This window comes from Ancalomicrobiaceae bacterium S20 (assembly GCA_040269895.1).
Classification (GTDB): domain Bacteria; phylum Pseudomonadota; class Alphaproteobacteria; order Rhizobiales; family Ancalomicrobiaceae; genus Methyloraptor; species Methyloraptor flagellatus.
This window is the reverse complement of record CP158568.1, coordinates 3,571,370-3,593,102: the sequence shown is the minus strand read 5'-3', so window position 1 is coordinate 3,593,102 and position 21,733 is coordinate 3,571,370. Positions and strand designations below refer to the sequence as shown.

The following is a 21,733-nucleotide window of genomic DNA, read 5'->3' as shown; positions in this document are numbered from 1 at the left end:
TTCGTGGTCGACCGGCTCGAACGGCTCCGATATCGTTCAGAATATCGAGCGTCGGGGGAGCGCGCGGCCGAACCGCCGCGCCGCCCCGTGCCGCGCTTTCAAGACCTGCGCCGTCCGCCCTCGGATGCGCGATCCGAATTCGGGAGAAGCCCCATGAACGTGCCGGTCAAGACCAACGATCTCGAAGCCTTCTGGATGCCGTTCTCGGCCAACCGCCAGTTCAAGAAGGCGCCGCGCATGTTCGTCGCGGCCGACCGCATGCATTACACGACCGACGACGGCCGCAAGGTGCTCGACGGCACGGCCGGCCTGTGGTGCTGCAACGCCGGCCATAACCGGCCGAAGATCGTCGAGGCGATCCGCCAGCAGGCCGGCGAGCTCGACTACGCGCCGGCGTTCCAGATGGGTCACCCCAAGGTGTTCGAGTTCGCCTCGAAGCTCGTCAATGTCGCCCCGCCCGGCTTCAACCACGTGTTCTTCACCAACTCGGGCTCCGAGTCGGTCGAGACCGCGCTGAAGATGGCGCTCGCCTATCACCGCGTGAAGGGCAACGGCTCGAAGTTCCGCCTGATCGGCCGCGAGCGCGGCTACCACGGCGTGAACTTCGGCGGCATCTCGGTCGGCGGCATCGTGTCGAACCGCAAGATGTTCGGCACGCTGCTGACCGGCGTCGATCACATGCGCCACACCCATGATCCGGCGCGCAACGCCTTCACCAAGGGCCAGCCCGAATACGGGGCGGAGTTCGCCGACGATCTGGAGCGCATCGTCGCGCTGCATGACGCCTCGACCATCGCCGCCGTGATCATCGAGCCGATGGCCGGCTCGACCGGCGTGCTGATGCCGCCGAAGGGCTATCTCGAGAAGATCCGCGCCATCTGCGACAAGCACGATATTCTCTTGATCTTCGACGAGGTCATCACCGGCTACGGCCGCCTCGGCGCGCCCTTCGCGACCGACTACTTCGGCGTCTCGCCGGATATCATCGTCACCGCCAAGGGCGTCACCAACGGCGTGATCCCGATGGGCGCGGTGTTCGCGAAGTCGAAGATCCACGACGTCTTCATGACCGGTCCGGAACACCTGATCGAGTTCTTCCACGGCTACACCTATTCGGGCAACCCGATCGCCTGCGCCGCCGGCATCGGCACGCTGGAGACCTACAAGGAAGAGGGGCTCCTGACCCGCGGCGCCGAGCTCGCGCCCTATTGGGAGGAGCAGCTCCATTCGCTGAAGGGCCTGCCGCACGTCATCGACATCCGCAACATGGGCCTGATCGGCGCCATCGAGCTGGAGCCGATCGCCGGCGAACCGACCAAGCGCGCCTTCTCCTGCTTCCTCGACGCCTTCGAGCACAACCTCCTGATCCGCACCACCGGCGACATCATCGCGCTGTCGCCGCCGCTGATCATCTCCAAGTCCGAGATCGATCAGCTGTTCGAGATCCTGCGCGGCGTGCTGACGCGCGCGGCCTGAGCCGGAGGCGAACGCCCATGACGCGCTTTTCGGCGCATGCCCCGGCCGTCGCGACGACGCTCGTCGACGACGACCGGGTCCGGGTGATGCGCTGGGATTTCGAACCCGGCGCCGAAACCGGCTGGCACACGCACGGCATGGCCTATGTCGTGGTGCCGATCACCGACCTCACCATGGTGGTGGTCGACGCCAACGGCGAGCGGCGGATTGATACGCCGCTCGGCGCGGCCTACCGGCGCGAGGCGGGGGTGGAGCACAACGTGATCAACGGTGGCGACAAGCCGATGAGCTTCGTCGAGATCGAGATCAAGCGTTGAGGCTCCCCACGATCCGGGGTCAGGTGGTGATCGCCGAGGTCTCGATCGTAACGGAAAGTTGTCGAATCCTTGATCGGACCCCGGAAGTGCCGGCCTTGCCCGTAACCGCTTCTTCTCGATCCTCGATGCATCCTGCCCCGGCAACGGGCGTCTCCTTGACGAGGGCAGGACGATGACGATCGGCGAACAGATGCGACGGGCGGGTGGTTTCACGTCCGGCTTCGACTACATGCGGCTCGTTCTGGCGACCATGGTCGTGTTCAACCACAGCTTCGGCATGGGCGGCGGCTCGATGGCGGACCTCGGTCTGCCCTTCGAGTTCCACCGCATCTTCGGCCATGCGATCCTGCCGATGTTCTTCGCGCTGAGCGGCTTCCTGGTCACCGCGAGCCTCCTGCGCACGCCGAACCTCGGCGTGTTCATGGGGCTCCGCGCCCTGCGCATCCTGCCGGCGCTGATGGTCGAGATCGCGCTCTCCGCGCTGATCCTCGGGCCGCTGCTGACCACCGTGGCCTGGCGGGACTATTTCACCGATCCGGACTTCTTCAGGTATTTCCTGAACATGCTCGGCTGGATCCACTACCACCTGCCCGGCGTCTTCGTGGACAATCCGGTGCCGCGCATCGTCAATGGGTCGCTCTGGACGGTGCCCTACGAGGCCGAATGCTACATCGTGCTGGCGCTGATCGCGCTGCTCGGCCTGGTTCGGCGGCCGGCACTGTTCCTCGGCCTGCTCGCGCTCGCCTGCCTGGCCCTGATCGTTTGGAGCGCCGCCCATGGCGACCCGGATCCGAGCCGCGGCACCTTGACCGGTCGGCAGCTGATCCTGTTCTTCCTCGCCGGCGTGCTGCTGCATCTCGGGCGCGATCGCGTGCCGTCGTCCGGATGGCTGGCGCTCGCCGCCGCCGGACTGTCGCTCGCGCTGGTCGCCTCGCACGTCTGGGTCTACCTGCTGCCGCTGCCGGTCGCCTATGTGACGGCCTGGCTCGGCCTGCAGCAGCCGAGGAAACTGCCGCTGCTCTTCACCGGCGACTATTCCTACGGCATCTATCTCTATGCCTATCCGATCCAGCAGGCCGTGGTGCAGATGCTGCCCGATGGCCGGGTCTGGTACGTCAATTTCGCGGTCTCGATGGTCGTGGTCGGCTGTTTTGCCGCCTTCTCGTGGCACTGCATCGAGAAGCCGACGCTGAAGTTGAAGCGGCTTCTGGCGCGACGGGCCGGGGCGCAAGCGCCGGATACCGGCGCGGCGAGCGAGGCTGCGCCGATCGCGGGACAGCCGGCGCAGGCGTGACGCGCCGTGCCGGTGCATGTGTTTTCGCCTGTCGCCTCGGGTGACGGGCGTCGAAATCCGTCCCGAGCGGGGCGTCGCCGGACCGGCGGCTCCGTTTCGGACCTGTGTTCAACGAGGTGAGACCGGCGCGGGGCCGGCTCCAGAGGGGACCCCATGGAAACGATCCAGAACGCTTACGGCGGCCGCAAGGTGACATCCGTCTCCACGCGCACGCAGCCCGTCTACAATCCCGCGACCGGCGAGCCGATCGCGACGCTGCCGCTGTCGACGCTCGAGGAGATCGACGCCGCCGTCGCCGCCGCCAAGGCGGCGAGCGTCGAGTGGGGCGCCACGCCGCCGCTGAAGCGCATGAAGCACATGTTCAAGTTCAAGGAGCTGCTCGACCGCCACGCGGCCGATCTCGCCCGCGCGATTTCCAAGGAGCATGGCAAGACGCATGCGGACGCGCTCGGCGAGGTCGCCCGCGGCATCGAGGTCGTCGACTTCGCCTGCGGCATCCCGCATCTGCTCAAGGGCGATTACAGCCGCAATGTCGGCCCGGAGATCGACAGCTGGTCGGATCGCCAGCCGCTCGGCGTCGTGGCCGGCATCACGCCGTTCAACTTCCCGGCCATGGTGCCGATGTGGATGTATCCGGTTGCGATCGCCTGCGGCAACACCTTCGTGCTGAAGCCGTCCGAGCGCGATCCGTCCGCGCCGATGCTGGCCTGGGAGCTGTTCCAGGAAGCCGGCTTCCCGGACGGTGTGCTGAACGTCGTGCACGGCGACAAGACCGCCGTCGACGCGCTGCTCGACCATCCGGACGTCAAGGCTGTGAGCTTCGTCGGGTCGACGCCGATCGCCGAATATGTCTACGCGCGCGGCACCGCCAAGGGTAAGCGCGTCCAGGCGCTCGGCGGCGCCAAGAACCACATGATCGTCATGCCCGACGCCGACATGGACAAGGCCGTCGATGCGCTGATGGGCGCGGGCTACGGCTCGGCCGGCGAGCGCTGCATGGCGATCTCGGTCGCGGTGCCGATCGGCGAGAAGACCGCCGACGCGCTGGTCGAGGCGCTCGCCCCGAAGGTGCGCGCGCTGAAGATCGGCCCGGCGACCGATCCGGACGCCGAGATGGGCCCGGTCATCACTGCCGACGCCAAGCGCAAGATCTCCGGCCTGATCGATCAGGGCGTCAAGGAAGGCGCCGAACTGGTCGTCGACGGCCGCGGCTTCGCGCTGCAGGGCTACGAGAACGGCTACTTCCTCGGCGGCACGCTGTTCGACCGCGTCACCAAGGACATGACCATCTACAAGACCGAGATCTTCGGCCCGGTCCTGTCGGTGCTGCGCGCTGGCTCGTATGACGAGGCGGTCAAGCTGATCAACGACCACGAATACGGCAACGGCACCGCGATCTTCACCCGCGACGGCGACGCGGCGCGCGCCTTCGCCGACAAGATCGAGGTCGGCATGGTCGGCATCAACGTGCCGATCCCGGTGCCGGTCGCCTACCACTCCTTCGGCGGCTGGAAGCGGTCGCTGTTCGGCGATCACTCGATCTACGGACCGGAAGGCGTGCGCTTCTATACCCGCCTGAAGACCGTGACCTCGCGCTGGCCGACCGGCATCCGCGCGGGCGCGGAGTTCAACTTCCCGAGCCTGAAGTAAGCCGGCTTAGCGCTTGATCGGACGGTCATCACGAAGGGTGGCGAGCAGCGGCGCTCGCCACCCTTTTTCGCGTGCCGGCGCCGGCGTGCCGTCATCGATCGCATGGCTTGGGTCCGGGACCGGGCAGGCGAGCCACGCACTCCCATGCTGAATGACGTCTAGGCACACGATGCCTCAATTTTCTCCACGAACCGGCTTGCGCAAAATTTGTCCATTTGATCAAATCCTCGCGAGATGATTGGATGAAAATCCCGAGCACCGAAGTGCGCCGTCTGCGGGGACGGACACCAACGGGGCCCAAGGGATCGGAACGGTGATCGAGCGCCCGGCCAGATCCGAGGCGTCCACCGGCGGGGCGGAGCGGAGGAATGGGCGTGGCGACGGTTCAGGGTCGATCCGAGGCGGGCCAGGTCGCCGGAGGCGCCATGGCGGCCGGCCAGCCGGTCATCGAGGCCAAGGGCCTGTCGCTGACCTTCCAGACCGCCGACGGCCCGGTCTATGCGCTGTCCAATGTCGATCTGACGGTCGCCGAGGGCGAGTTCGTCTCCCTCATCGGTCCGTCCGGCTGCGGCAAGACCACGCTGCTGCGCGTCATTGCCGATCTCGAACAGGCGACCGCCGGCTCAATCACGGTCAACGGCCTCGATCCCGAGACCGCGCGCATGAAACGGCAGTATGGCTATGTGTTCCAGGCGCCGGCGCTGCTGCCCTGGCGCACGGTCGAGAAGAACGTCGCGCTGCCGCTCGAGATCTTCGGTCTGTCGAAGGCCGAGCGCGTCACGCGCGCCCGCCGCAATCTCGAACTGGTCAACCTGAAGGGCTTCGAGAAGAAGTTCCCCTGGCAGCTCTCGGGCGGCATGCAGCAGCGCGCCTCGATCGCCCGCGCGCTGTCGTTCGATCCAAAGTTGTTGCTGATGGACGAGCCGTTCGGCGCGCTCGACGAGATCGTCCGCGACAAGCTCAACGAGCAGCTCCTGAAGCTCTGGGCCGAGACGCGCAAGACGGTGGTCTTCGTCACGCACTCGATCCCGGAGGCGGTGTTCCTGTCGACCAAGATCGTCGTGATGAGCCCGCGCCCCGGCCGGATCATCGACATCATCGACTGCGACATGCCCGCCGATCGCACGCTCGACATCCGCGAGACCCCGGAGTTCCTGAAAGTGGCCCATCGCGTCCGCGAGGGCCTGCGCGCGGGGCACTCCTATGACGACTGACGCCGCCGCGCTCGGAACCTTGCCGAAGCCCGGCCGCAGCCTCGCCGGGCTGGTGTTTGCCGGTCAGACCGGTCCGGTCGTCGTGATCGTGCTGGCGATCGTCGCGCTCTGGTACGCCGCCTGCCTGCCGATGAACGGCGGACTGCCGTCGATGCCGGCCGGCGGCACGCTCGCCGAGCGCTATGCCGCGGCCTGGTCGCTGGAGCGCCCGGTGTTGCCGTCGCCGCACCAGATCCTGATGGAGCTTCGCGTCTCCACCTGCGGCCGTCTGCCGGAAGGCGAGGGGTGGCTCACGGCGTTCTTCTCCTGCGAGATCCGCTGGAGCCCGCGCAACCTCTTGTTCCACGGCTGGGTGACGCTCTCCTCGACGCTGGTCGGCTTCGGCTTCGGCGCCGCGCTCGGCATCCTGCTCGCGGTCGCGATCGTGCACGTCCGCTCGCTCGAGAAGAGCCTGATGCCGTGGATCATCTCCTCGCAGACGATCCCGATCCTGGCGGTCGCGCCGATCATCATCGTCGTGCTCGGCAGCCAGGGCATCACCGGCCTGATCCCGAAGGCGATCATCTCGGCCTATCTGTGCTTCTTTCCCGTCACGATCGGCATGGTGAAAGGGCTGAATTCCCCCGACGTGCTGCAGCTCGACCTGATGCGCACCTATCATGCCTCGCAAATGCAGACGCTCCTGAAGCTGCGTTGGCCGGCCTCGGTGCCGTTCCTGTTCGCGAGCCTGAAGGTCGCGATCGCGATCAGCCTGGTCGGCGCGATCGTCGGCGAGCTGCCGACCGGCGCGCAGGCCGGCCTCGGCGCGCGCATGCTGTCCGGCTCCTACTACGGTCAGACCGTGCAGATCTGGGCCGCGCTCTTCGCCGCCGCCGCGCTTGCCGCCGTCATGGTCGTCGTGGTCGGTCTCGTCGAGCGCGTCACGCTCCGGCTGATGGGGGCGCGGCGATGAGCGCCTTCGCACCCGCCCCCGACGCCAATCGCAGCCGGCTTGCGCTCTGGCTCGGTGCGCTCGTCGTGCTCGTCGCGGTAGCGCTCGCGGCGCTGCGCTATGTTCACGCCGCGGGCGTCGCGGGTGCGGCACCGGCGGTGTTCTGGCTCGGCGTGGTCATGATCTGGCTCGCCGCCTGGGGCATCGTCGATCGCCTGTCGCGCATTTCCGGCCGCGGCGCCGCCGCCCGGGTCGCCGGGCTCACGGTGCCGCTCGTGTTCGGCGCCTGCCTGCTGTTCCTGTGGGAGGCGATCACGGTCGGCGCCGGCGTGCCGATGGTGCTGATGCCCTCGCCCTCGGCGATCTTCGCCAGGCTCGCGACCTCGGTTCCGCTGCTGGCTCAGGATTTTGTCCAGACCTACGTCCGCGCGGTGATTCCGGGCTGGGCAATGGGCTGTGGCCTCGGTTTCGCGACCGCGCTCATCTGTGATCGCGTGCCGTTCCTCAAGCGTGGGCTCCTGCCGATCGGCAACTTCGTCTCGGCCCTGCCGATCATCGGCATCGCGCCGATCATGGTCATGTGGTTCGGCTTCGACTGGCAGTCGAAGGCGGCGGTGGTGGTCGTGATGACTTTCTTCCCGATGCTGGTGAATACGGTCGCCGGCCTGGAAGCTGCCGGTCGGCTCGAGCTCGACCTGATGCGCTCCTACGGCGCCACCCATGGGCAGACGCTTCTGAAGCTGCGCCTGCCGGCGGCGCTGCCGTTCATCTTCAATGCGCTGAAGATCAACTCGACGCTGGCGCTGATCGGCGCGATCGTGGCCGAGTTCTTCGGCACGCCGATCGTCGGCATGGGCTTCCGGATCTCGACCGAGGTCGGCCGCATGAGCCTGGACATGGTCTGGGCGGTGATCGCGGTCGCGGCCATCGCCGGCTCGCTCTCCTACGGTCTGCTCGCGCTCGCCGAGCGCCGGGCGACCTTCTGGCATCCGTCGTTCCGCAAACGCTGACCCGGGGGGAACCGGTCGCGTCCATTCTGAGAGGAGAAACGCATGAAACGGTTCGGTCTCGCCATCGCGGCGCTCGCCCTCGGCCTCGGCGGCCAGGCGGCGCAAGCGCAGGACAAGCTGACGCTGCAGCTGAAGTGGGTCACGCAATCCCAGTTCGCCGGCTACTACGTCGCCAAGGACAAGGGCTTCTACAAGGAAGCCGGCCTCGACGTGACGATCAAGCCGGGCGGTCCGGACATCGCGCCGCCGCAGGTGATCGCCGGCGGCGGCGCCGACGTGATCGTCGAATGGATGCCGGCCGCGCTCGCCGCGCGTGAGAAGGGCGTGGCCCTGGTCAACATCGCCCAGCCGTTCAAGCGCTCGGGCATGATGCTGACCTGCCGCAAGGAGACCGGCATTTCCAAGCCGGACGACTTCAAGGGCAAGACCCTCGGCGTCTGGTTCTTCGGCAACGAATATCCGTTCATGGCCTGGATGAGCCGCCTCGGCATCAAGACCGACGGTTCGGCCGGCGGCGTCAAGGTGATCAAGCAGGGCTTCAACGTCGACCCGCTGATCCAGAAGCAGGCCGACTGCATCTCGACCATGACCTACAACGAGTATTGGCAGGTCATCGACGCCGGCATCAAGGCCGAGGATCTCGTCACTTTCAAGTACGCCGACCAGGGCGTCGCGACGATGGAGGACGGCCTCTACACGACCGACGAGAAGCTCAAGGACCCGAAGATGGTCGAGAAGCTCGCCAAGTTCGTGAAGGCGTCGATGAAGGGCTGGGAGTGGGCGCGCGCCAACCCGACCGAAGCCGCCAAGATCGTGCTCGACAACGACGCGACCGGTGCCCAGACCGAGAAGCATCAGGTCCGCATGATGGGCGAGATCAACAAGCTGACCGAAGGTTCGACCGGCGCGCTCGCCGACGCCGACTACCAGCAGACCGTCAAGACCCTGCTGACCGCCGGCGGCGAGGCCCCGGTGATCACCAAGGAACCGGTCGGCGCCACGACCAAGGCCGTGACCGACGCGGCCGGCATCAAGTAATCGCAGATCCTTCGCCCGCCGGCGCACTTCGTGCATCGGCGGGCGAACGGACCGCGCCTCTGCCGTGACCGAGACCATTCTCGGATACGACACGGGTGCGGTCGGGCGCCCTCGATACGCCCGGTCCCTCCGACCGGCACAGGGCGACGCGACCCCGAGACCCCAATTGTGCGGCCGCCAGCGGCACGACCCCAGTGGAGAGATCCCCATGACCATCCTGATCCGCGGTGGAACCGTGGTGAACCACGACTTCGAGACCCGCGCCGACGTGCTAATCGACGGCGGCAAGATCGTCGCGGTCGGTCCGAAGCTCGAGGCGCCGGCCGGCGCCGAGATCATCGACGCGGGCGGCGCCTATGTCATGCCGGGCGGCATCGATCCGCACACCCACCTCGACATGCCGTTCATGGGCACGTCGTCATCGGACGACTTCGAGACCGGCACGCGCGCCGCGCTCGCCGGCGGCACGACCATGGTGGTCGACTTCTGCCTGCCCGGCCCCGGCCAGTCGCTGCTCGCCGCCTATCAGGAATGGCGCCACAAGGGCGAGAAGGCGGCTTGTGACTACGGCCTGCACATGGCGATCACCTGGTGGGACAAGCAGGTCTTCGACGAGATGGAAGCCGTGGTGAAGACCTACGGCATCAATACCTTCAAGCACTTCCTGGCCTACAAGGGAGCGCTGATGGTCAATGACGACGAGCTGTTCCACTCGTTCCAGCGCTGCGCCGGCCTCGGCGCGCTGCCGCTGGTGCATGCCGAGAACGGCGACATCGTCTTCCGCCTGCAGCAGCATTACATCGACCTCGGCGTGACCGGGCCGGAAGGCCATTCCTATTCGCGGCCGCCGGAGGTCGAGGGCGAGGCGACCAATCGCGCGATCATGATCGCCGACATGGCGGGCAGCCCGCTCTATGTCGTGCACACGTCCTGCAAGGAGAGCCACGAGGCAATCGCCCGCGCCCGCGCGGCGGGGAAACGCGTCTATGGCGAGCCGCTGATCCAGCACCTCGTGCTCGACGACAGCGAATACCAGTCGAAGGACTGGGACTATGCCGCCCGCCGCGTCATGAGCCCGCCGTTCCGCGACAAGTCGCACCAGGCGAGCCTGTGGGCCGGCCTGCAGTCCGGCTCGCTGCAGGTGGTCGCGACCGACCACTGCGCCTTTACCACCGAGCAGAAGCGCTACGGTCTCGGCGACTTCCGCAAGATCCCGAACGGCACGGGCGGTCTCGAGGATCGCCTGCCGGTCCTGTGGGCGGCCGGCGTCAACACCGGCCGGCTGACCCGCGAGGAGTTCGTCGCGGTCACCTCGACCAACATCGCGCGGATCCTGAACGTCTATCCGCGCAAGGGCCGCATCGCGCCGGGCTCGGATGCCGATGTCATCGTCTGGGATCCCTCGGCCGAGAAGACCGTCAGCGCCGCCAAGCAGTTCTCGGCGATCGACTACAACGTCTTCGAGGGCTACGCCTGCAAGGGCTTGCCGGCGGTCACCATCTCCGGCGGGAAGATCGCCTTCAAGGCCGGCGAGATGCGCGCCGAGAAGGGCGACGGCCAGTACGTCGCGCGCGATCCCTTCCCCGCCGCGCATGTGGCGAACGCGACCTGGAAGGACCTGACGCGTCCGCGTGGCGTCGAGCGCATCGAAGTCACGCCGTGACGGCGAGGGCGGGCGGCGGCAGACCGCCGACGCTCGCCCGTCCGCGTGTGGCATGATAAAGTAGTGAAATTCACTACGGACATTGATCGATGAAGACCGTATCTGCGGCCGAGGCCAACCGGCACTTTTCGAAGCTGCTCCGCGAGGTAGCCGGCGGCGAGACCGTGCTGGTGACCTCTCACGGCAGGACCGTCGCCAAGCTCGTCCCTGCGGGCGACGACGACGTGGAGCGCGAGCGGCGGCGCGAGGCGGCGCTGCGCGAGTTCATGGAGCTCGGTCGCCGCAATCGGATCGGACCGATCCCGAAATGGACGCGCGAGGAGCTCTACGAAGACGAGCCGTATCCGGACACGTTCAAATGACGGCCGTTGCCTTCGATACCAACATCCTCGTCTATGCCGCCGGAGTCGGCGACGCGGCCAAGTGCGAAGCGGCGGCGAGCCTGCTGGCCCGCGTCGGGACGCGGGCGGTGGTTCCGGTTCAGGTGATCGGGGAGTTCTTCAATGTGCTGGTCAGGAAGGTCGGCATGACGCCGCGCGACGTGCAAACGCGGATCGACCTTCTCACAGCCGGCACGCACCTCGTCGACACGACGGCGGCCGTTCTCGACGGAGCGGTCGGGCTGGCCACGGCCCATCGGCTGCAGATCTGGGACGCCGTCGTCGTTGCCGCCGCCGAACAGGCCGATTGCACGGTGCTGCTGAGCGAGGACATGCAGCACGGCTTTACATGGCGGCGGATCACCGTCGTCGATCCGCTCGCCCATGCCGATCATCCTCTTCTCGTCCGCGCCGCCGGTCCCTGAAGCCGAGCGGACACGCCAGCAGGAGTCCCCCATGCAGAACCTCACCATCGACCCCCAGCGCCTCTGGGACAGCCTCATGGAAACCGCCAAGTTCGGCGGCACGCCGAAGGGCGGCATCAAGCGGCTGACCCTGACCGACGAGGACAAGCTGGTCCGCGACTGGTTCAAGCGCGAGACCGAGAAGCTCGGCTGCACGGTGACGGTCGACGAGGTCGGCAACATGTTTGCGGTGCGTCCGGGCAAGCGCTCCGACCTGCTGCCGATCGCCATGGGCAGCCACCTCGACACCCAGCCGACCGGGGGCAAGTTCGACGGCGTGCTCGGCGTGCTCGGCGCACTCGAGGCGATGCGCACGCTGCACGCCTCCGGCTATGAGACCAACGCGCCGGTCGAGATCGTCAACTGGGCCAACGAAGAGGGCTCCCGCTTCGCCCCCGCCATGCTCGCCTCCGGCGTCTACGCCGGCGTGTTCACGCCCGAATACGCCTATTCCCGCGAGGATCGGCAGGGCCTGAAATACGGCGAGGAACTGGAGCGCATCGGCTATCGCGGCACCGAGAAGGCCGGCGCCCACAAGTTCGGCGCCATGTTCGAACTGCATATCGAGCAGGGCCCGATCCTCGAGGACGAGGGCAAGATGATCGGCGTCGTGCAGGGCGTGCAGGGCATGCGCTGGTACGAGGTGTCGGTTGTCGGCCAGGACGCCCATACCGGCGCGACGCCGATGTATCTGCGCAAGAACGCGCTGCTCGGCGCGGCGCGCGCGATCGACGCCATCGATGCGATTGCGCATGAGCACGCGCCGAATGCGGTCGGCACGGTCGGACTGATCGAGAACAAGCCGAACAGCCGCAACGTCATTCCGGGCGAGGTGTTCTTCACCGTCGACCTGCGTCATCCGGACGAGGACGTGCTCGACGTCATGGAAAAGAAGTTCCGCGACGCACTGGAGCGGATCATGACGCCGCTGAAGCTCACCTACGAGGAGAAGCGGATCTGGATCTCGCCGGCGGTGAAGTTCGCGCCCGATCTGATCGATTGCGTCCGCGTCGGGACGAGCAAGGCCGGCTTCGCCAACCGCGACATGGTCTCCGGCGCCGGCCACGACGCGGCCTATATCGCGCGGGTCGCGCCGACGACGATGATCTTCGTGCCCTGCGCCGGCGGCATCAGCCACAACGAGGCGGAATCGACCAGCCTCGAGGAATGCGCCGCCGGCGCGCAGGTGCTGCTCAACGCGGTGCTCGAATACGATCGGCGCCTCGGTTGAGGTTGCCGCGATACGCGCGACAGGCGAGGGAGGGTGCCGCCCTCCGTCGCCAACGACGTGTGCATCGTCAGGGCGCGCGCCGGCCGGCCGGCAGTTACGGCCGCTGCGAGCGCGGTTCGGGCGATGACCCGCCGATGAGGCGCGCGAACAAGAGCATCAGGCCGATGATCAGCAGGCTGATGCCGGCCCAGACGATGCCGATCATCGCGAAGCCGAGCCCGTGCAGCAGTTCGACCAGCGCAGGGAACGACAGCGGCTCGTTCTGGAACCCGTCGACGCTGCCGGTGCCGACGGTGTTCAGCAGCCCGGTGACCGCGCTGAAAGCGGCGTAGGAGCCCCAGGCGATCAGCGACCACAGGCCGATCAGCCCCCATCCGACGAACCAGATCACCCCGCGCATGGCCATCCCTCGCGACCGGGCGCGACTGTCCTTGCGGCGGCCGTGGTTCGGTCGATCGTCGAACCCGCGGCGGCCGCATCGCTCCCGTAAGGAGAAGATCGACATCGATCGCGACAGCTTCAAGGCGTCGGCGGGTCGTCAGGCCCGCGTGACCGATCATCGACGCCGGTCAGAGCCTTGTCTGGAACTCCGGCGTCCAGCCGCCGAGCCGGGCGGCGAGCGAGCGGATCGGCTCGACGCCGACATTGGCGAAGGCGATGCGCAGGTAGTCGTCCTGCCCGGGTCCGAAGAATGCGCCGGGCAGCGCGAGCACGCCGCGCTCTCGCGCCAGCCGCTCGGCGACGGTCCGGCCGGAAACGCCGCGGAACGGGTGGCGCAGATAGGCGAAATAGGCGCCGATCGACTGGATGGTCCAGTGAGATAAGCCGGCAAAGGTCTCCGTGAAGGCGGCGGCGCGCCGGCCGATCTCGGCCTGGTTCTCGGCCCGCCAGGCGATCGTGTCCTCGAGCGCTGGGGCAAGGGCGATCTGCCCGGCGCGGCTCGCGCAGATCTGCATGCAGTCGAGCACCTTCTCGGCTTCGGTCAGGAAGGCCGGACCCGCGATCATGGCGCCGAGCCGGTGACCCGGGATCGCATAGGCCTTGGAGAAGCTGTAGAGCTGGATCACGCGCTCGCGCCAGTCCGCGCGGTCGAACAGCCGATGCGGCGGCAGCGCCTCGGGCGCGAGATAGTCGCGATAGGTCTCGTCGATGACAAGCGCGATGCCGTGGCGGGTGGCGAGATCGGCGAAGCGGCCGATCGTCTCGGCCGGGATCACGGCACCGGTCGGATTGTTCGGCGTCACCAGCACGATCGCCCGCACCTTGGCATCAATCAGCCGTTCGGCGGCGTCCGGATCGGGCACGAAGCCGGTATCCGACCCGGTCGGCAGCGGCCGGGCCTCGATACCCAGCATGTCGAGCGTCATCGCGTGGTTGAAGTACCAGGGGGTCGGCACGAGCACCGCGTCGCCGGCGCGCGCGAGCGCGATCATGGCGACGAAGAAGGCCTGATTGCAGCCGGCGGTGACCGCGACGTCGGCGGCCGTGATCGGCGCGCCGTAGAGGCCGCTCACATGCGCCGCATAGGCCGCGCGCAGGCCGTCGTCGCCGAGGATCGCGCCATAGCGCGCCGCCTCGGCGGTGGTCGCCGCGATGCCGAGACGGGCGGCGAGGCTCGCCGGCGGCGCATGGCCCGGCACGGCCTGCGCCAGATCGATGATCGGACCATGGCTGCCGTCATAGGCCCCGAGCCAGGCGCGGGCTTCCGGGATCGGCGGGCTCAGAACGGCGGCGAGCAGGGGATTCATGTCGAAGGAGGCATCCGGTGTCGGTTGGGCGGGAGCGGCACCTTAGAGCAAGGCCCCATCGGCGTGAACACGCCGATGGGAAAAGGCTTGCGCGCGGGAAGACCGGCAAGGCCCATCGGCGTGAACACGCCGATGGGAAAAGGCTTGCGCGCGAGAAGACCGGCAAGGCCCCATCGGCGTGAACACGCCGATGGGAAAAGGCTTGCGCGCGAGAAGACCAGCAAGGCCCCGTCGGCGTGAACACGCCGATGGGAAAAGGCTTGCGCGCGAAAAGACCGGCAAGGCCGATCGCTCCGGACGGGCCGATGGGAGGGTGCCCGTTCAAAGCCGCCGGGCGCGTGCCACTTCCTCGGCGAGCAGGCGCGCCGCCGCGGCCGGATCGTCGGCTGCCATGACTGCCGAAACGACCGCGACGCCGCTTGCACCGGCCTCGACGGCGGCGGCGGTGTTGGTCCGGTCGACGCCGCCGATCGCGACCACCGGGAGGGTGGTCGCCTCGATCACGGTCGCGAGCCCCGCGATGCCGATCGCGGCACCCGCATCGGTCTTGGTCGCGGTCCGGCGAACCGGGCCGGTGCCTAGATAGTCGATCAGGTCGAGCGCCGCGGCCGAGGCGTCGAGCTCGGCGAGCGAGCCGACGCTGAGGCCGAGGATCCGGTCCGGCCCGATCAGCCGGCGCACGTCGGCCGGATGCATGTCCTTCTGCCCGACGTGCACGCCATCGGCCTCGGCGGCGAGCGCGACGTCGACGCGGTCGTTGACGATCAGCGGAATGCCGCGCGGCCTGAGCAGCGCCACGAGCGCGCGCGCCTCCTCGACCAGTGCGCGGCCCTCGGCGTCCGGATCGCGGAGCTGGACGAGCGTGACGCCGCCGTCGATCGCGCGGCGGACGGTCTCGACCACGCCGCGATGGCCGGCGAGGCGGCGGTCGGTGACCAGATAGACCGAGAGGTCGAAGCGCGGCTTTTCCTGGTGGGGCATGGCTCAGAGCTCCCGAATCGCGGCATGGGCGCCGAGACTAGCGCGATCGAGGCTCGCGAGCGCGTTGATCAGCCGGGCCGGCAGGTCGCCGGGCCCCTCGGCCCGCGCGCCCGCGACGGCGCCCGCCGCGCCATAGACGGCGAGGGCCGCGATGGCGGCCTCGAGCGGCGCGGCGACGGCGGCGAAGGCGGCGGTCGTGGCCGAGAGCGCGCAGCCGAGCGCGGTCGAGCGGGGCATCAGCGCGTGTCCGCCCTCGATCGCGATGGTGCGCCGGCCATCGGTGGCGTAGTCCGTCGCCCCGGTGATCGCGACCACGCAGCCGAACCGCATCGCGAGCCGCTGTCCGGCCGCGACGGCGTCGTCGGCCGCGGCGGTCGAGTCGACCCCTTGGTGCCGCCGGCCGCGCCCGCGAGGCTCAGGATCTCGCTGGCGTTGCCGCGCAGGATCGCCGGGCCGAGGTCGAGAATGCGCGCCGCCGTCTCGATCCTGAGCCGCGTCGCGCCGGCGCCGACCGGATCGAGCACGAAGGGCTTGGCGAGCCGCTTGTAGACGGCCGGGGCCGCCAGCATCGAACGGATCCAGGCGGCATCGAGCGTGCCGATATTGACCACGAGACTGTCGGCGATCGCCGCGAAGTCCTCCAGCTCCTCCTCGGCATGCACCATCGCCGGCGAGGCGCCGAGGGCGAGCAGGACGTTGGCCGAGAGCGTCATCGCGACGTGGTTGGTGATGTTCTGGACGAGCGGCCGGCGCGCGCGCAGACGCTCTAGCGCGGCGTGAGCTGCATCGATCGAAGGCACGAATTCGGAAGCGGTCATCGGAACTCTCGCGTCGGCCGGCGACGGGACGCGAGCGCCGGATCGGATCAGGAGATCCGAGCCCCGAGGGGCGCACCGGCAATCTCAATCCCTCCGCCGGCATGATCCGGATCAGGTTCGAGGAGTTGGCTGTCGCCTCTCAGCCCGATCGCGTCGGGCACCCCCTTGAGATGCGCCGAGTGTGGACCGTCCGGTCGATCGCATCAAGCCGCGTTCGGGAGGATCCGGCCATGCGGCCCCGCCATGTGGCGTCGCGCCATAAGGGGCTCTCAGCAGCAGCCGAGGCGATCGCGGTAGTGCCGGGCGATCTCGGTCTGGAACGCCGGCCAGATCCGGTCGTAGTCCGCCCGTCCGCCGATCGCCGCGCGATAGGCGGCTCGGACTTGCGTCTCGATGGCGGCGAGGTCGATGCCGGTCAGTCGCCCGTCGGCGACCACCTGTCGCCCGGCGACATGGAGATCGGCGACATGCGCCTTGGCGCCGCGCGCGAACAGCAGATCGAGCGGCGCGACGTCCATGATCGCGTCGGGATCGAGCCGGCGCGTGTCGAGCACGAGCACGTCGGCCGGTGCGTCGACCGCGAGCGTCCCGCCGGCCGGTGCACCGATGGCGGCACGGCCGTTGACGGCCGCCGCGGCAAGCACCTCGCGCGGCGAGACCTCGGTGTCGAAGCCCCAGCCGCCCTGCAGCGCGCGCAGGAGCCGCATCTCGCGCAGCATGTCGTCGTCCTCGTCGAAGGCGGCGCCGTCGAGCCCGACCGCGACCTTGACGCCGCGCTGGATCAGCGCGGCGACCCGCGCGATGCCGGATTTCAGGTGCAGGTTCGAGCTGGTGTTGATCGACACGGTCACGCCGGCCTCGGCGAGCAGGTCCATCTCGTCGTCGCGCAGATGGACCCCGTGCGCGAGCGTCAGCCGCGGCGACAGGAGCCCGATCGCCTTCAGGCGCCGCACGACGCCCTCCGGATAGGTCCGGTCGGCGAAGGTGCGCTGGTACCTGGTCTCGAGCAGATGCATGTGCACGCGCCGGCCGGTCGCGGCCGAGCGCTCGGCGATCGCTTCGAGAAAGGCGTCGCTGCACCATTGCACGCCGTTCGGGCCGTACTGGACGTCGAAGTGCGGCACGCCGGTCGCCGCCACTGCCTCGGCGACGGCGTCGACGAGATCGAGCTGCGCCGCGATCGGCGCGAACGGCTTGCCGAACAGGCCCTCCACGATCTGCCGTGCCGGTGCGTCGAGGCCGTCGAGCACCGGGGCGGCATCGCCGTAGACGATCGGGTTGCGGTCGCGCATCGCGATGGCGAAGCCGACGCGCAGGCCGACGTCGCCGGCCGCTCGCGCGATCTCGGCCGCCTCCTGCGGCAGCGTCGTGAAGCCCTGCGGCTTGGTGTAGTGCATCATCGCGCCGGCGACGCCGCCGAGCGCGAGCCGGCCGAGGTTCATCGCCGCCGCGAGATAGGGATCGATGCCGGGGATCACCGCGAGCCTGAGCAGCCACGCCTCGAGCGGATCGCCCCAGGCGCCGAAGGCGGTGGTCGGCAGCGGCCGGCCATGGTCATGGGCGTTGATCGGGGCGGGGATCGCCAGCCGGTCGGCCGCCGCGGCTTCGGGCGCCGACGCGATCGACGCGATCCGCCCCTCGGCGAAGCCGAGCCGCACCGGACCGGCACGGCCGAGCTCGTTGCCGACGAGGGCGTCCGAGACAGCGATCGAGGTCACGGTCCCTGATGTCATGGCGCCTGATGTCATGGCTGCGGCTCTCCTGCGCTTGGGCGTTGCCGGCCACCTTAAGCGAGCGCGGGGGCTAGAGCGCAAGATGCGCCGTCAGCGGGTCAGGTAGATCGACGAGCCATAGGGACCGACGCCTTGCGGCACCGGGATGTCGGTCTTGTCGTAGCCGGTGTTCAGATAGAGGTTCGGCCCGTCGTCGAGCTTCATGCGCCGCGCGACGATGATCGTGTAGGCCGACTTGTCGGAGACCGGCTTGTTCGCATCGACGAGCAGCGTGCCTTGGGGCAGGTAGATGGTGCCGAGCAGGGTCCGGGCATTGTCGCTGAGGATCTTGTGCTCGCGCTGGGCCTGGGCGGCGCGGTCCTCGAAGAACAGGATGCCGGAGAGTAGACCGTCCTTGGGGGCGGTCAGGGAAATGGTCGAGTCGGTCGAGAAATCGATGACCGACGCATTGCCCTTCAGATAGAAGCCGACGTTGTTGCCCTGCAGCGTGCCGCCGCCCGAAACCTTTAGGGGCCCGTCCTTGATCACATAAACGCCGGGCGACAAGGACGCCGTGGTGTTCTTGGTGATCGTGAGCCCGCCGCAGTAGACGCCGGGCGACAACGGCAGGACGCCGCCGGTGTCGAGTGTCTTGGTGTTGAAGGTGCAGGGCGCGTCGGCCGGGGCCTGCCGCGCGGCGAGCGGGTCGTTGATCGGCGGGCAGTCGGTCACCGGGGTCGGGTTGAAGTTGCCCGAGCCGGAATATCCGCCGGCCGAGCAGATCAGCGCCGCGGTGAGCTTGGAGGCATCCTGACCCTTGATGCCGGTCGGGCTGCGGCTGTCCGAATAGATCGCACAGCCCTCGCCGGTCATGCGCGCATACTTCTGCATGTAGAGCGCATTGCCGGCCTTGTCTTCCAGCACGACCACGCAGATCGGGGCACTGCCGGTGACACGCGCGGTGGCGGTGGCGCCGATGTCCGCGGTCTGGCCGTTGATCGGCACCGGCAGGGGCGCCTGGTAGCTGATCTGCACCGTGACCGCGGTGTTGTTGTCGATCACCTGCGCGGTCGGCACCGCGGTCGGCGCCTTGTCCTGCAGGAGCTTCCTGGCATAGTCGACCGCGAGTGCCGCGACGCGGTTGGGGTCCGGCCGGGCGAAGGTCAGCTCGCGCGCGGCATTGGTCGAGGCATTGTCGGCGATGCTCTGCAGCGAACCGCGTTGGGCCGTCAGCCAGGCATAATTGACCGCGACCCCGGTCGCTCCGGCCAGCAACGGCACGGCGAGCGCGAACCAGACGGCCGTCGAGCCCGCGCGTGCCGCAAAGAAGGACCGGAGTTTGACCAATGGCATCATGGCTCTGTCAGAGCGGGCGGGCGTTCGCCTGCAGCTTGGGCTGATCCGAGAAGGGATGGACCCGGGACGCGGGCACGTTGAACGTGACCGTGGTGCCGAACCCAGGGCGGCTGTTGACGTCGAGGCGCCCGCCATGGAGCGCGGCGGCGGTGCGGGCGATCGACAGGCCGAGGCCGAGGCCGCCGATGTTGCGGGTGATCGACATGTCGGCCTGTTCGAACGGCTCCAGGCAGGCGGCGAGCCGGCTCGGGTCCATGCCCGGGCCGCGATCGGCGACCGTGATCGACAGGTCGCCCGAGGCCGACAGCGTCGCGGAGACGCCGAGGCCGACGCCGCCGCCATGGCGCAGCGCGTTGGAGACGAGATGGCAGAGCGCGGTGACCATGACGGCGCGGTCGCAGGAGACCGAGACCGGCCATTGCGGCAGCAGCACGGGGACCGGATCGGAGGCGCCGTCGCGGGCTTCGGCGATCGCGCCCTCGATCATCTCGCCGAGGTCGCACTCGTCCTCGCGCTGCGGCGCGGTCGCGGCAATCAGGTCGGAGTAGAGCAGGAGGTCCGAGACGGTGCGCGACAGGTTGCGGCCGGCCTTCTCGATCTCCGAGACATAGGCGTCGAGTTCCGGATCGCGGCCGCCGGCGCGCATGCGCACCAGGCTCGCGAAGCCGAGCACCGCGTTGAGCGGCGTCTTCAGTTCGTGCCGGAGGGCGGACAGCACGGAGCTCTTGGTTGAGGACAGGATCTCGGCGCGGTCGCGTTCCTTCCGCGCCTCGTTCGCCACCTGCATGTTGCGCAGCACGTAGCGGATCTCGTAGCTGAGCTGGCGCCAGTTCACCGGCTTGGCGGCGAAGGAGGTCGCGCCCGATGCGAAGGCCCGGTCGATCGAGATGATGTCCTCGCGGCCCGTCACCATGATCACGGGCAGATGCGACAGACGCGCGTCGGAGCGGATGCGCTCGACCAGCGTGTAGCCGTCGATGCCGGGCATCTCGATGTCGATCAGCGCGATGTCGTAATCGCCCGTGGTGAGCTTCGCCCAGGCTTCCTGTCCGTCGGCGGCCAGTTCCACCAGGGCGGTCGGCGTCGACAGATGAACGATCGCGAATTCGCGTAAGATCGGGTCGTCGTCGACGAACAGGATCTTCGTGTCGTCGTCCAGGATGTAGGACCAGCCGGAGCGTGCGTTCTGGGAAACCATCTGATCCTCGTCGTTTGTTCGCTCACTATCGAGGCCACGAGATAAAATTCCGTTTCGGGCCATCCTTAATGAATTGGACAGGAACACCCCCCAAAATGGGGCTCTATCCGAAGTAGTTCGTGGTCCGGAACGTGACGGTCAAAGCGAAACGCCGATCCATTGCCCGTAAACTGGCGGGCCTCGTCTTCGGCTCGGTCTCCGCCGCGGTGGTCACGCTGACGGCGCTGACCTCGACGCTGATGGCGGAGCGATACATTGACGCGGAGGTGCGCTCGCTGCACGCCACCGCGCAGATCTTCGCGTCCGCCACTGCCGGTGCCGCCGAAGCGGGCAATGCATCCGAGGCGTTCCTGGCACTCCGCTCGATCGGCCGCATTCCCAATATCGTGCATGCCCGGCTGGAGAAGGACGGCCGCACGCTGGCCGCGCTCGGCACGGTGGCGACGCTCGACGGCGACGCGCAGACGGGCGGTTCGCTGCTTTCCGACCTCATGCGGATCGTCCGCAGCCACACGATGGAGGTCGCCGTCCCGGTGATCGCCTCCGGGGCCGAGATCGGTCGCTTCGTGGTGGTCGGCGACGTCTCGGAACTGGCCGACAGCATCGTCCGCGTCTTGCGCGGTATCGCGCTGGGTGCCGCGGTCGCCGCCGGTATCGGCTTCGTCATCGCGTCGGGCCTGCAGCGCCACATCACCGGGCCGATCAAGAGCCTGACTGCCGCGGTCGAACGCGCCGGTCGCGAACACCGTTACGACGCCGTGGTGCAGGTGGAGAGCAACGACGAGATCGGCAGTCTCGTCGAGGGCTTCAACCGAATGCTCTCCGAGATCCGCGAGCGCGAGGAACGGCTCGAAGCCGCCAGACGGAACCTCGAACGTCAGGTCGCCGAGCGCACGGCCGATCTCGCCGTGGCCAAGGAGGTCGCCGAGCAGGCTAACCAGGCCAAGTCGAGCTTCCTCGCCACCATGAGCCATGAAATCCGCACGCCGATGAACGGCATCATGGTCATGGCGGACCTGCTCGCCAGCGGCGAGCTGCCGGACCGGCAGCGCCGCTACGCGCAGGTGATCGCCAAGTCGGGCCGCAGCCTCGTCGCGATCATCAACGATATTCTCGACTTCTCGAAGATCGAGTCCGGCAAGCTCGAACTCGAGGAAGTCGTCGTCGATCTCGCACCGCTGGCCGACGACGTCGTGGGCCTCTTCGCCGAACGGGCGCGGCAGGCCGGGGTCGATCTCGCGGCGGTGGTCGA

18 protein-coding genes, 2 pseudogenes and 1 riboswitch are annotated in these 21,733 nt (G+C 68.4%); of the genes and pseudogenes, 13 read left to right on the top strand and 7 right to left on the bottom strand.

Annotation, left to right across the window (positions count from 1 at the left end; translation table 11 throughout):
- Window positions 1-153 precede the first annotated feature (153 nt).
- From ABS361_16310 to ABS361_16255, 12 genes are all read left to right on the top strand, one after another.
- On the top strand, window positions 154-1,476 hold the full coding sequence (locus ABS361_16310; protein XBY43628.1) for an aspartate aminotransferase family protein: 1,323 nt from the start codon (window positions 154-156) through the stop codon (window positions 1,474-1,476).
- A gap of 17 nt (window positions 1,477-1,493) precedes the next feature.
- Window positions 1,494-1,793: a cupin domain-containing protein gene (locus ABS361_16305; protein ID XBY43627.1), complete on the top strand. Its 300-nt coding sequence runs from the start codon at window positions 1,494-1,496 to the stop codon at window positions 1,791-1,793.
- A gap of 172 nt (window positions 1,794-1,965) precedes the next feature.
- Complete coding sequence (locus ABS361_16300; protein ID XBY43626.1) at window positions 1,966-3,087, top strand: acyltransferase; 1,122 nt, start codon at window positions 1,966-1,968, stop codon at window positions 3,085-3,087.
- Between the two features lie 153 nt (window positions 3,088-3,240).
- Window positions 3,241-4,737 (top strand): CoA-acylating methylmalonate-semialdehyde dehydrogenase, encoded by a 1,497-nt coding sequence (locus tag ABS361_16295; GenBank protein XBY43625.1) that lies wholly within the window; start codon window positions 3,241-3,243, stop codon window positions 4,735-4,737.
- A 425-nt stretch (window positions 4,738-5,162) separates the two neighbouring features.
- Window positions 5,163-5,951: an ABC transporter ATP-binding protein gene (locus ABS361_16290; protein ID XBY46917.1), complete on the top strand. Its 789-nt coding sequence runs from the start codon at window positions 5,163-5,165 to the stop codon at window positions 5,949-5,951.
- A complete protein-coding gene (locus ABS361_16285; GenBank protein XBY43624.1) occupies window positions 5,941-6,903 on the top strand; it encodes an ABC transporter permease in 963 nt (320 codons plus the stop codon). Before ABS361_16290 ends, ABS361_16285 begins: the two co-directional genes overlap by 11 nt.
- Window positions 6,900-7,892 (top strand): ABC transporter permease, encoded by a 993-nt coding sequence (locus ABS361_16280; protein ID XBY43623.1) that lies wholly within the window; start codon window positions 6,900-6,902, stop codon window positions 7,890-7,892. The genes ABS361_16285 and ABS361_16280 overlap by 4 nt, the downstream gene beginning before the upstream one ends.
- Window positions 7,893-7,934: 42 nt before the next feature.
- Entirely contained in the window at window positions 7,935-8,930 is a 996-nt protein-coding gene (locus ABS361_16275) for an ABC transporter substrate-binding protein (protein ID XBY43622.1), read from the top strand.
- Between the two features lie 208 nt (window positions 8,931-9,138).
- Window positions 9,139-10,593 (top strand): dihydropyrimidinase, encoded by a 1,455-nt coding sequence (gene hydA / locus ABS361_16270; protein XBY43621.1) that lies wholly within the window; start codon window positions 9,139-9,141, stop codon window positions 10,591-10,593.
- A gap of 89 nt (window positions 10,594-10,682) precedes the next feature.
- Window positions 10,683-10,955 (top strand): type II toxin-antitoxin system prevent-host-death family antitoxin, encoded by a 273-nt coding sequence (locus ABS361_16265; protein ID XBY43620.1) that lies wholly within the window; start codon window positions 10,683-10,685, stop codon window positions 10,953-10,955.
- Window positions 10,952-11,398, top strand: a complete 447-nt coding sequence (locus ABS361_16260) for a PIN domain-containing protein (GenBank protein ID XBY43619.1) — start codon at window positions 10,952-10,954, stop codon at window positions 11,396-11,398. The genes ABS361_16265 and ABS361_16260 overlap by 4 nt, the downstream gene beginning before the upstream one ends.
- Window positions 11,399-11,429: 31 nt before the next feature.
- The gene (locus ABS361_16255) at window positions 11,430-12,668 is read left to right on the top strand and encodes a M20 family metallo-hydrolase (protein XBY43618.1); all 1,239 of its coding nucleotides are present in this window, start codon (window positions 11,430-11,432) and stop codon (window positions 12,666-12,668) included.
- 94 nt (window positions 12,669-12,762) lie between these two features.
- On the opposite strand, the gene ABS361_16250 is transcribed toward ABS361_16255, so the two are convergent.
- The 7 genes and pseudogenes from ABS361_16250 to ABS361_16220 all read right to left on the bottom strand — a co-directional run bounded on the left by ABS361_16250 (window position 12,763) and on the right by ABS361_16220 (window position 20,481).
- Window positions 12,763-13,068 (bottom strand): hypothetical protein, encoded by a 306-nt coding sequence (locus ABS361_16250; GenBank protein XBY43617.1) that lies wholly within the window; start codon window positions 13,066-13,068, stop codon window positions 12,763-12,765.
- A gap of 169 nt (window positions 13,069-13,237) precedes the next feature.
- Window positions 13,238-14,416: an aminotransferase gene (locus tag ABS361_16245; protein ID XBY43616.1), complete on the bottom strand. Its 1,179-nt coding sequence runs from the start codon at window positions 14,414-14,416 to the stop codon at window positions 13,238-13,240.
- A 321-nt stretch (window positions 14,417-14,737) separates the two neighbouring features.
- Window positions 14,738-15,397, bottom strand: a complete 660-nt coding sequence (gene thiE / locus ABS361_16240) for a thiamine phosphate synthase (protein XBY43615.1) — start codon at window positions 15,395-15,397, stop codon at window positions 14,738-14,740.
- A gap of 3 nt (window positions 15,398-15,400) precedes the next feature.
- Window positions 15,401-16,215 (bottom strand): annotated as a pseudogene (thiM, locus tag ABS361_16235) (hydroxyethylthiazole kinase).
- A 71-nt stretch (window positions 16,216-16,286) separates the two neighbouring features.
- Window positions 16,287-16,390: riboswitch (TPP riboswitch) on the bottom strand.
- Between the two features lie 94 nt (window positions 16,391-16,484).
- Window positions 16,485-17,963, bottom strand: a complete 1,479-nt coding sequence (locus ABS361_16230; protein XBY43614.1) for an amidohydrolase family protein — start codon at window positions 17,961-17,963, stop codon at window positions 16,485-16,487.
- Window positions 17,964-18,038: 75 nt separating this feature from the next.
- The gene (locus ABS361_16225) at window positions 18,039-19,280 is read right to left on the bottom strand and encodes a TadE/TadG family type IV pilus assembly protein (GenBank protein ID XBY43613.1); all 1,242 of its coding nucleotides are present in this window, start codon (window positions 19,278-19,280) and stop codon (window positions 18,039-18,041) included.
- Window positions 19,281-19,290: 10 nt separating this feature from the next.
- Entirely contained in the window at window positions 19,291-20,481 is a 1,191-nt protein-coding gene (locus ABS361_16220; GenBank protein ID XBY43612.1) for a hybrid sensor histidine kinase/response regulator, read from the bottom strand.
- Window positions 20,482-20,720: 239 nt separating this feature from the next.
- On the opposite strand from ABS361_16220, the pseudogene ABS361_16215 reads away from it, so the two are divergent.
- Window positions 20,721-21,608, top strand: a pseudogene (locus ABS361_16215) (histidine kinase dimerization/phospho-acceptor domain-containing protein).
- Window positions 21,609-21,733: the final 125 nt, after the last annotated feature.

Coding starts and splice junctions, on each gene's coding strand:
- ABS361_16310 (XBY43628.1), top strand. CDS start 154: ATGAACGTGCCGGTCAAGACCAACGATCTCGAAGCCTTCTGGATGCCG.
- ABS361_16305 (XBY43627.1), top strand. CDS start 1,494: ATGACGCGCTTTTCGGCGCATGCCCCGGCCGTCGCGACGACGCTCGTC.
- ABS361_16300 (XBY43626.1), top strand. CDS start 1,966: ATGACGATCGGCGAACAGATGCGACGGGCGGGTGGTTTCACGTCCGGC.
- ABS361_16295 (XBY43625.1), top strand. CDS start 3,241: ATGGAAACGATCCAGAACGCTTACGGCGGCCGCAAGGTGACATCCGTC.
- ABS361_16290 (XBY46917.1), top strand. CDS start 5,163: ATGGCGGCCGGCCAGCCGGTCATCGAGGCCAAGGGCCTGTCGCTGACC.
- ABS361_16285 (XBY43624.1), top strand. CDS start 5,941: ATGACGACTGACGCCGCCGCGCTCGGAACCTTGCCGAAGCCCGGCCGC.
- ABS361_16280 (XBY43623.1), top strand. CDS start 6,900: ATGAGCGCCTTCGCACCCGCCCCCGACGCCAATCGCAGCCGGCTTGCG.
- ABS361_16275 (XBY43622.1), top strand. CDS start 7,935: ATGAAACGGTTCGGTCTCGCCATCGCGGCGCTCGCCCTCGGCCTCGGC.
- hydA (XBY43621.1), top strand. CDS start 9,139: ATGACCATCCTGATCCGCGGTGGAACCGTGGTGAACCACGACTTCGAG.
- ABS361_16265 (XBY43620.1), top strand. CDS start 10,683: ATGAAGACCGTATCTGCGGCCGAGGCCAACCGGCACTTTTCGAAGCTG.
- ABS361_16260 (XBY43619.1), top strand. CDS start 10,952: ATGACGGCCGTTGCCTTCGATACCAACATCCTCGTCTATGCCGCCGGA.
- ABS361_16255 (XBY43618.1), top strand. CDS start 11,430: ATGCAGAACCTCACCATCGACCCCCAGCGCCTCTGGGACAGCCTCATG.
- ABS361_16250 (XBY43617.1), bottom strand. CDS start 13,068: ATGCGCGGGGTGATCTGGTTCGTCGGATGGGGGCTGATCGGCCTGTGG.
- ABS361_16245 (XBY43616.1), bottom strand. CDS start 14,416: ATGAATCCCCTGCTCGCCGCCGTTCTGAGCCCGCCGATCCCGGAAGCC.
- thiE (XBY43615.1), bottom strand. CDS start 15,397: ATGCCCCACCAGGAAAAGCCGCGCTTCGACCTCTCGGTCTATCTGGTC.
- ABS361_16230 (XBY43614.1), bottom strand. CDS start 17,963: ATGACATCAGGCGCCATGACATCAGGGACCGTGACCTCGATCGCTGTC.
- ABS361_16225 (XBY43613.1), bottom strand. CDS start 19,280: ATGCCATTGGTCAAACTCCGGTCCTTCTTTGCGGCACGCGCGGGCTCG.
- ABS361_16220 (XBY43612.1), bottom strand. CDS start 20,481: ATGGTTTCCCAGAACGCACGCTCCGGCTGGTCCTACATCCTGGACGAC.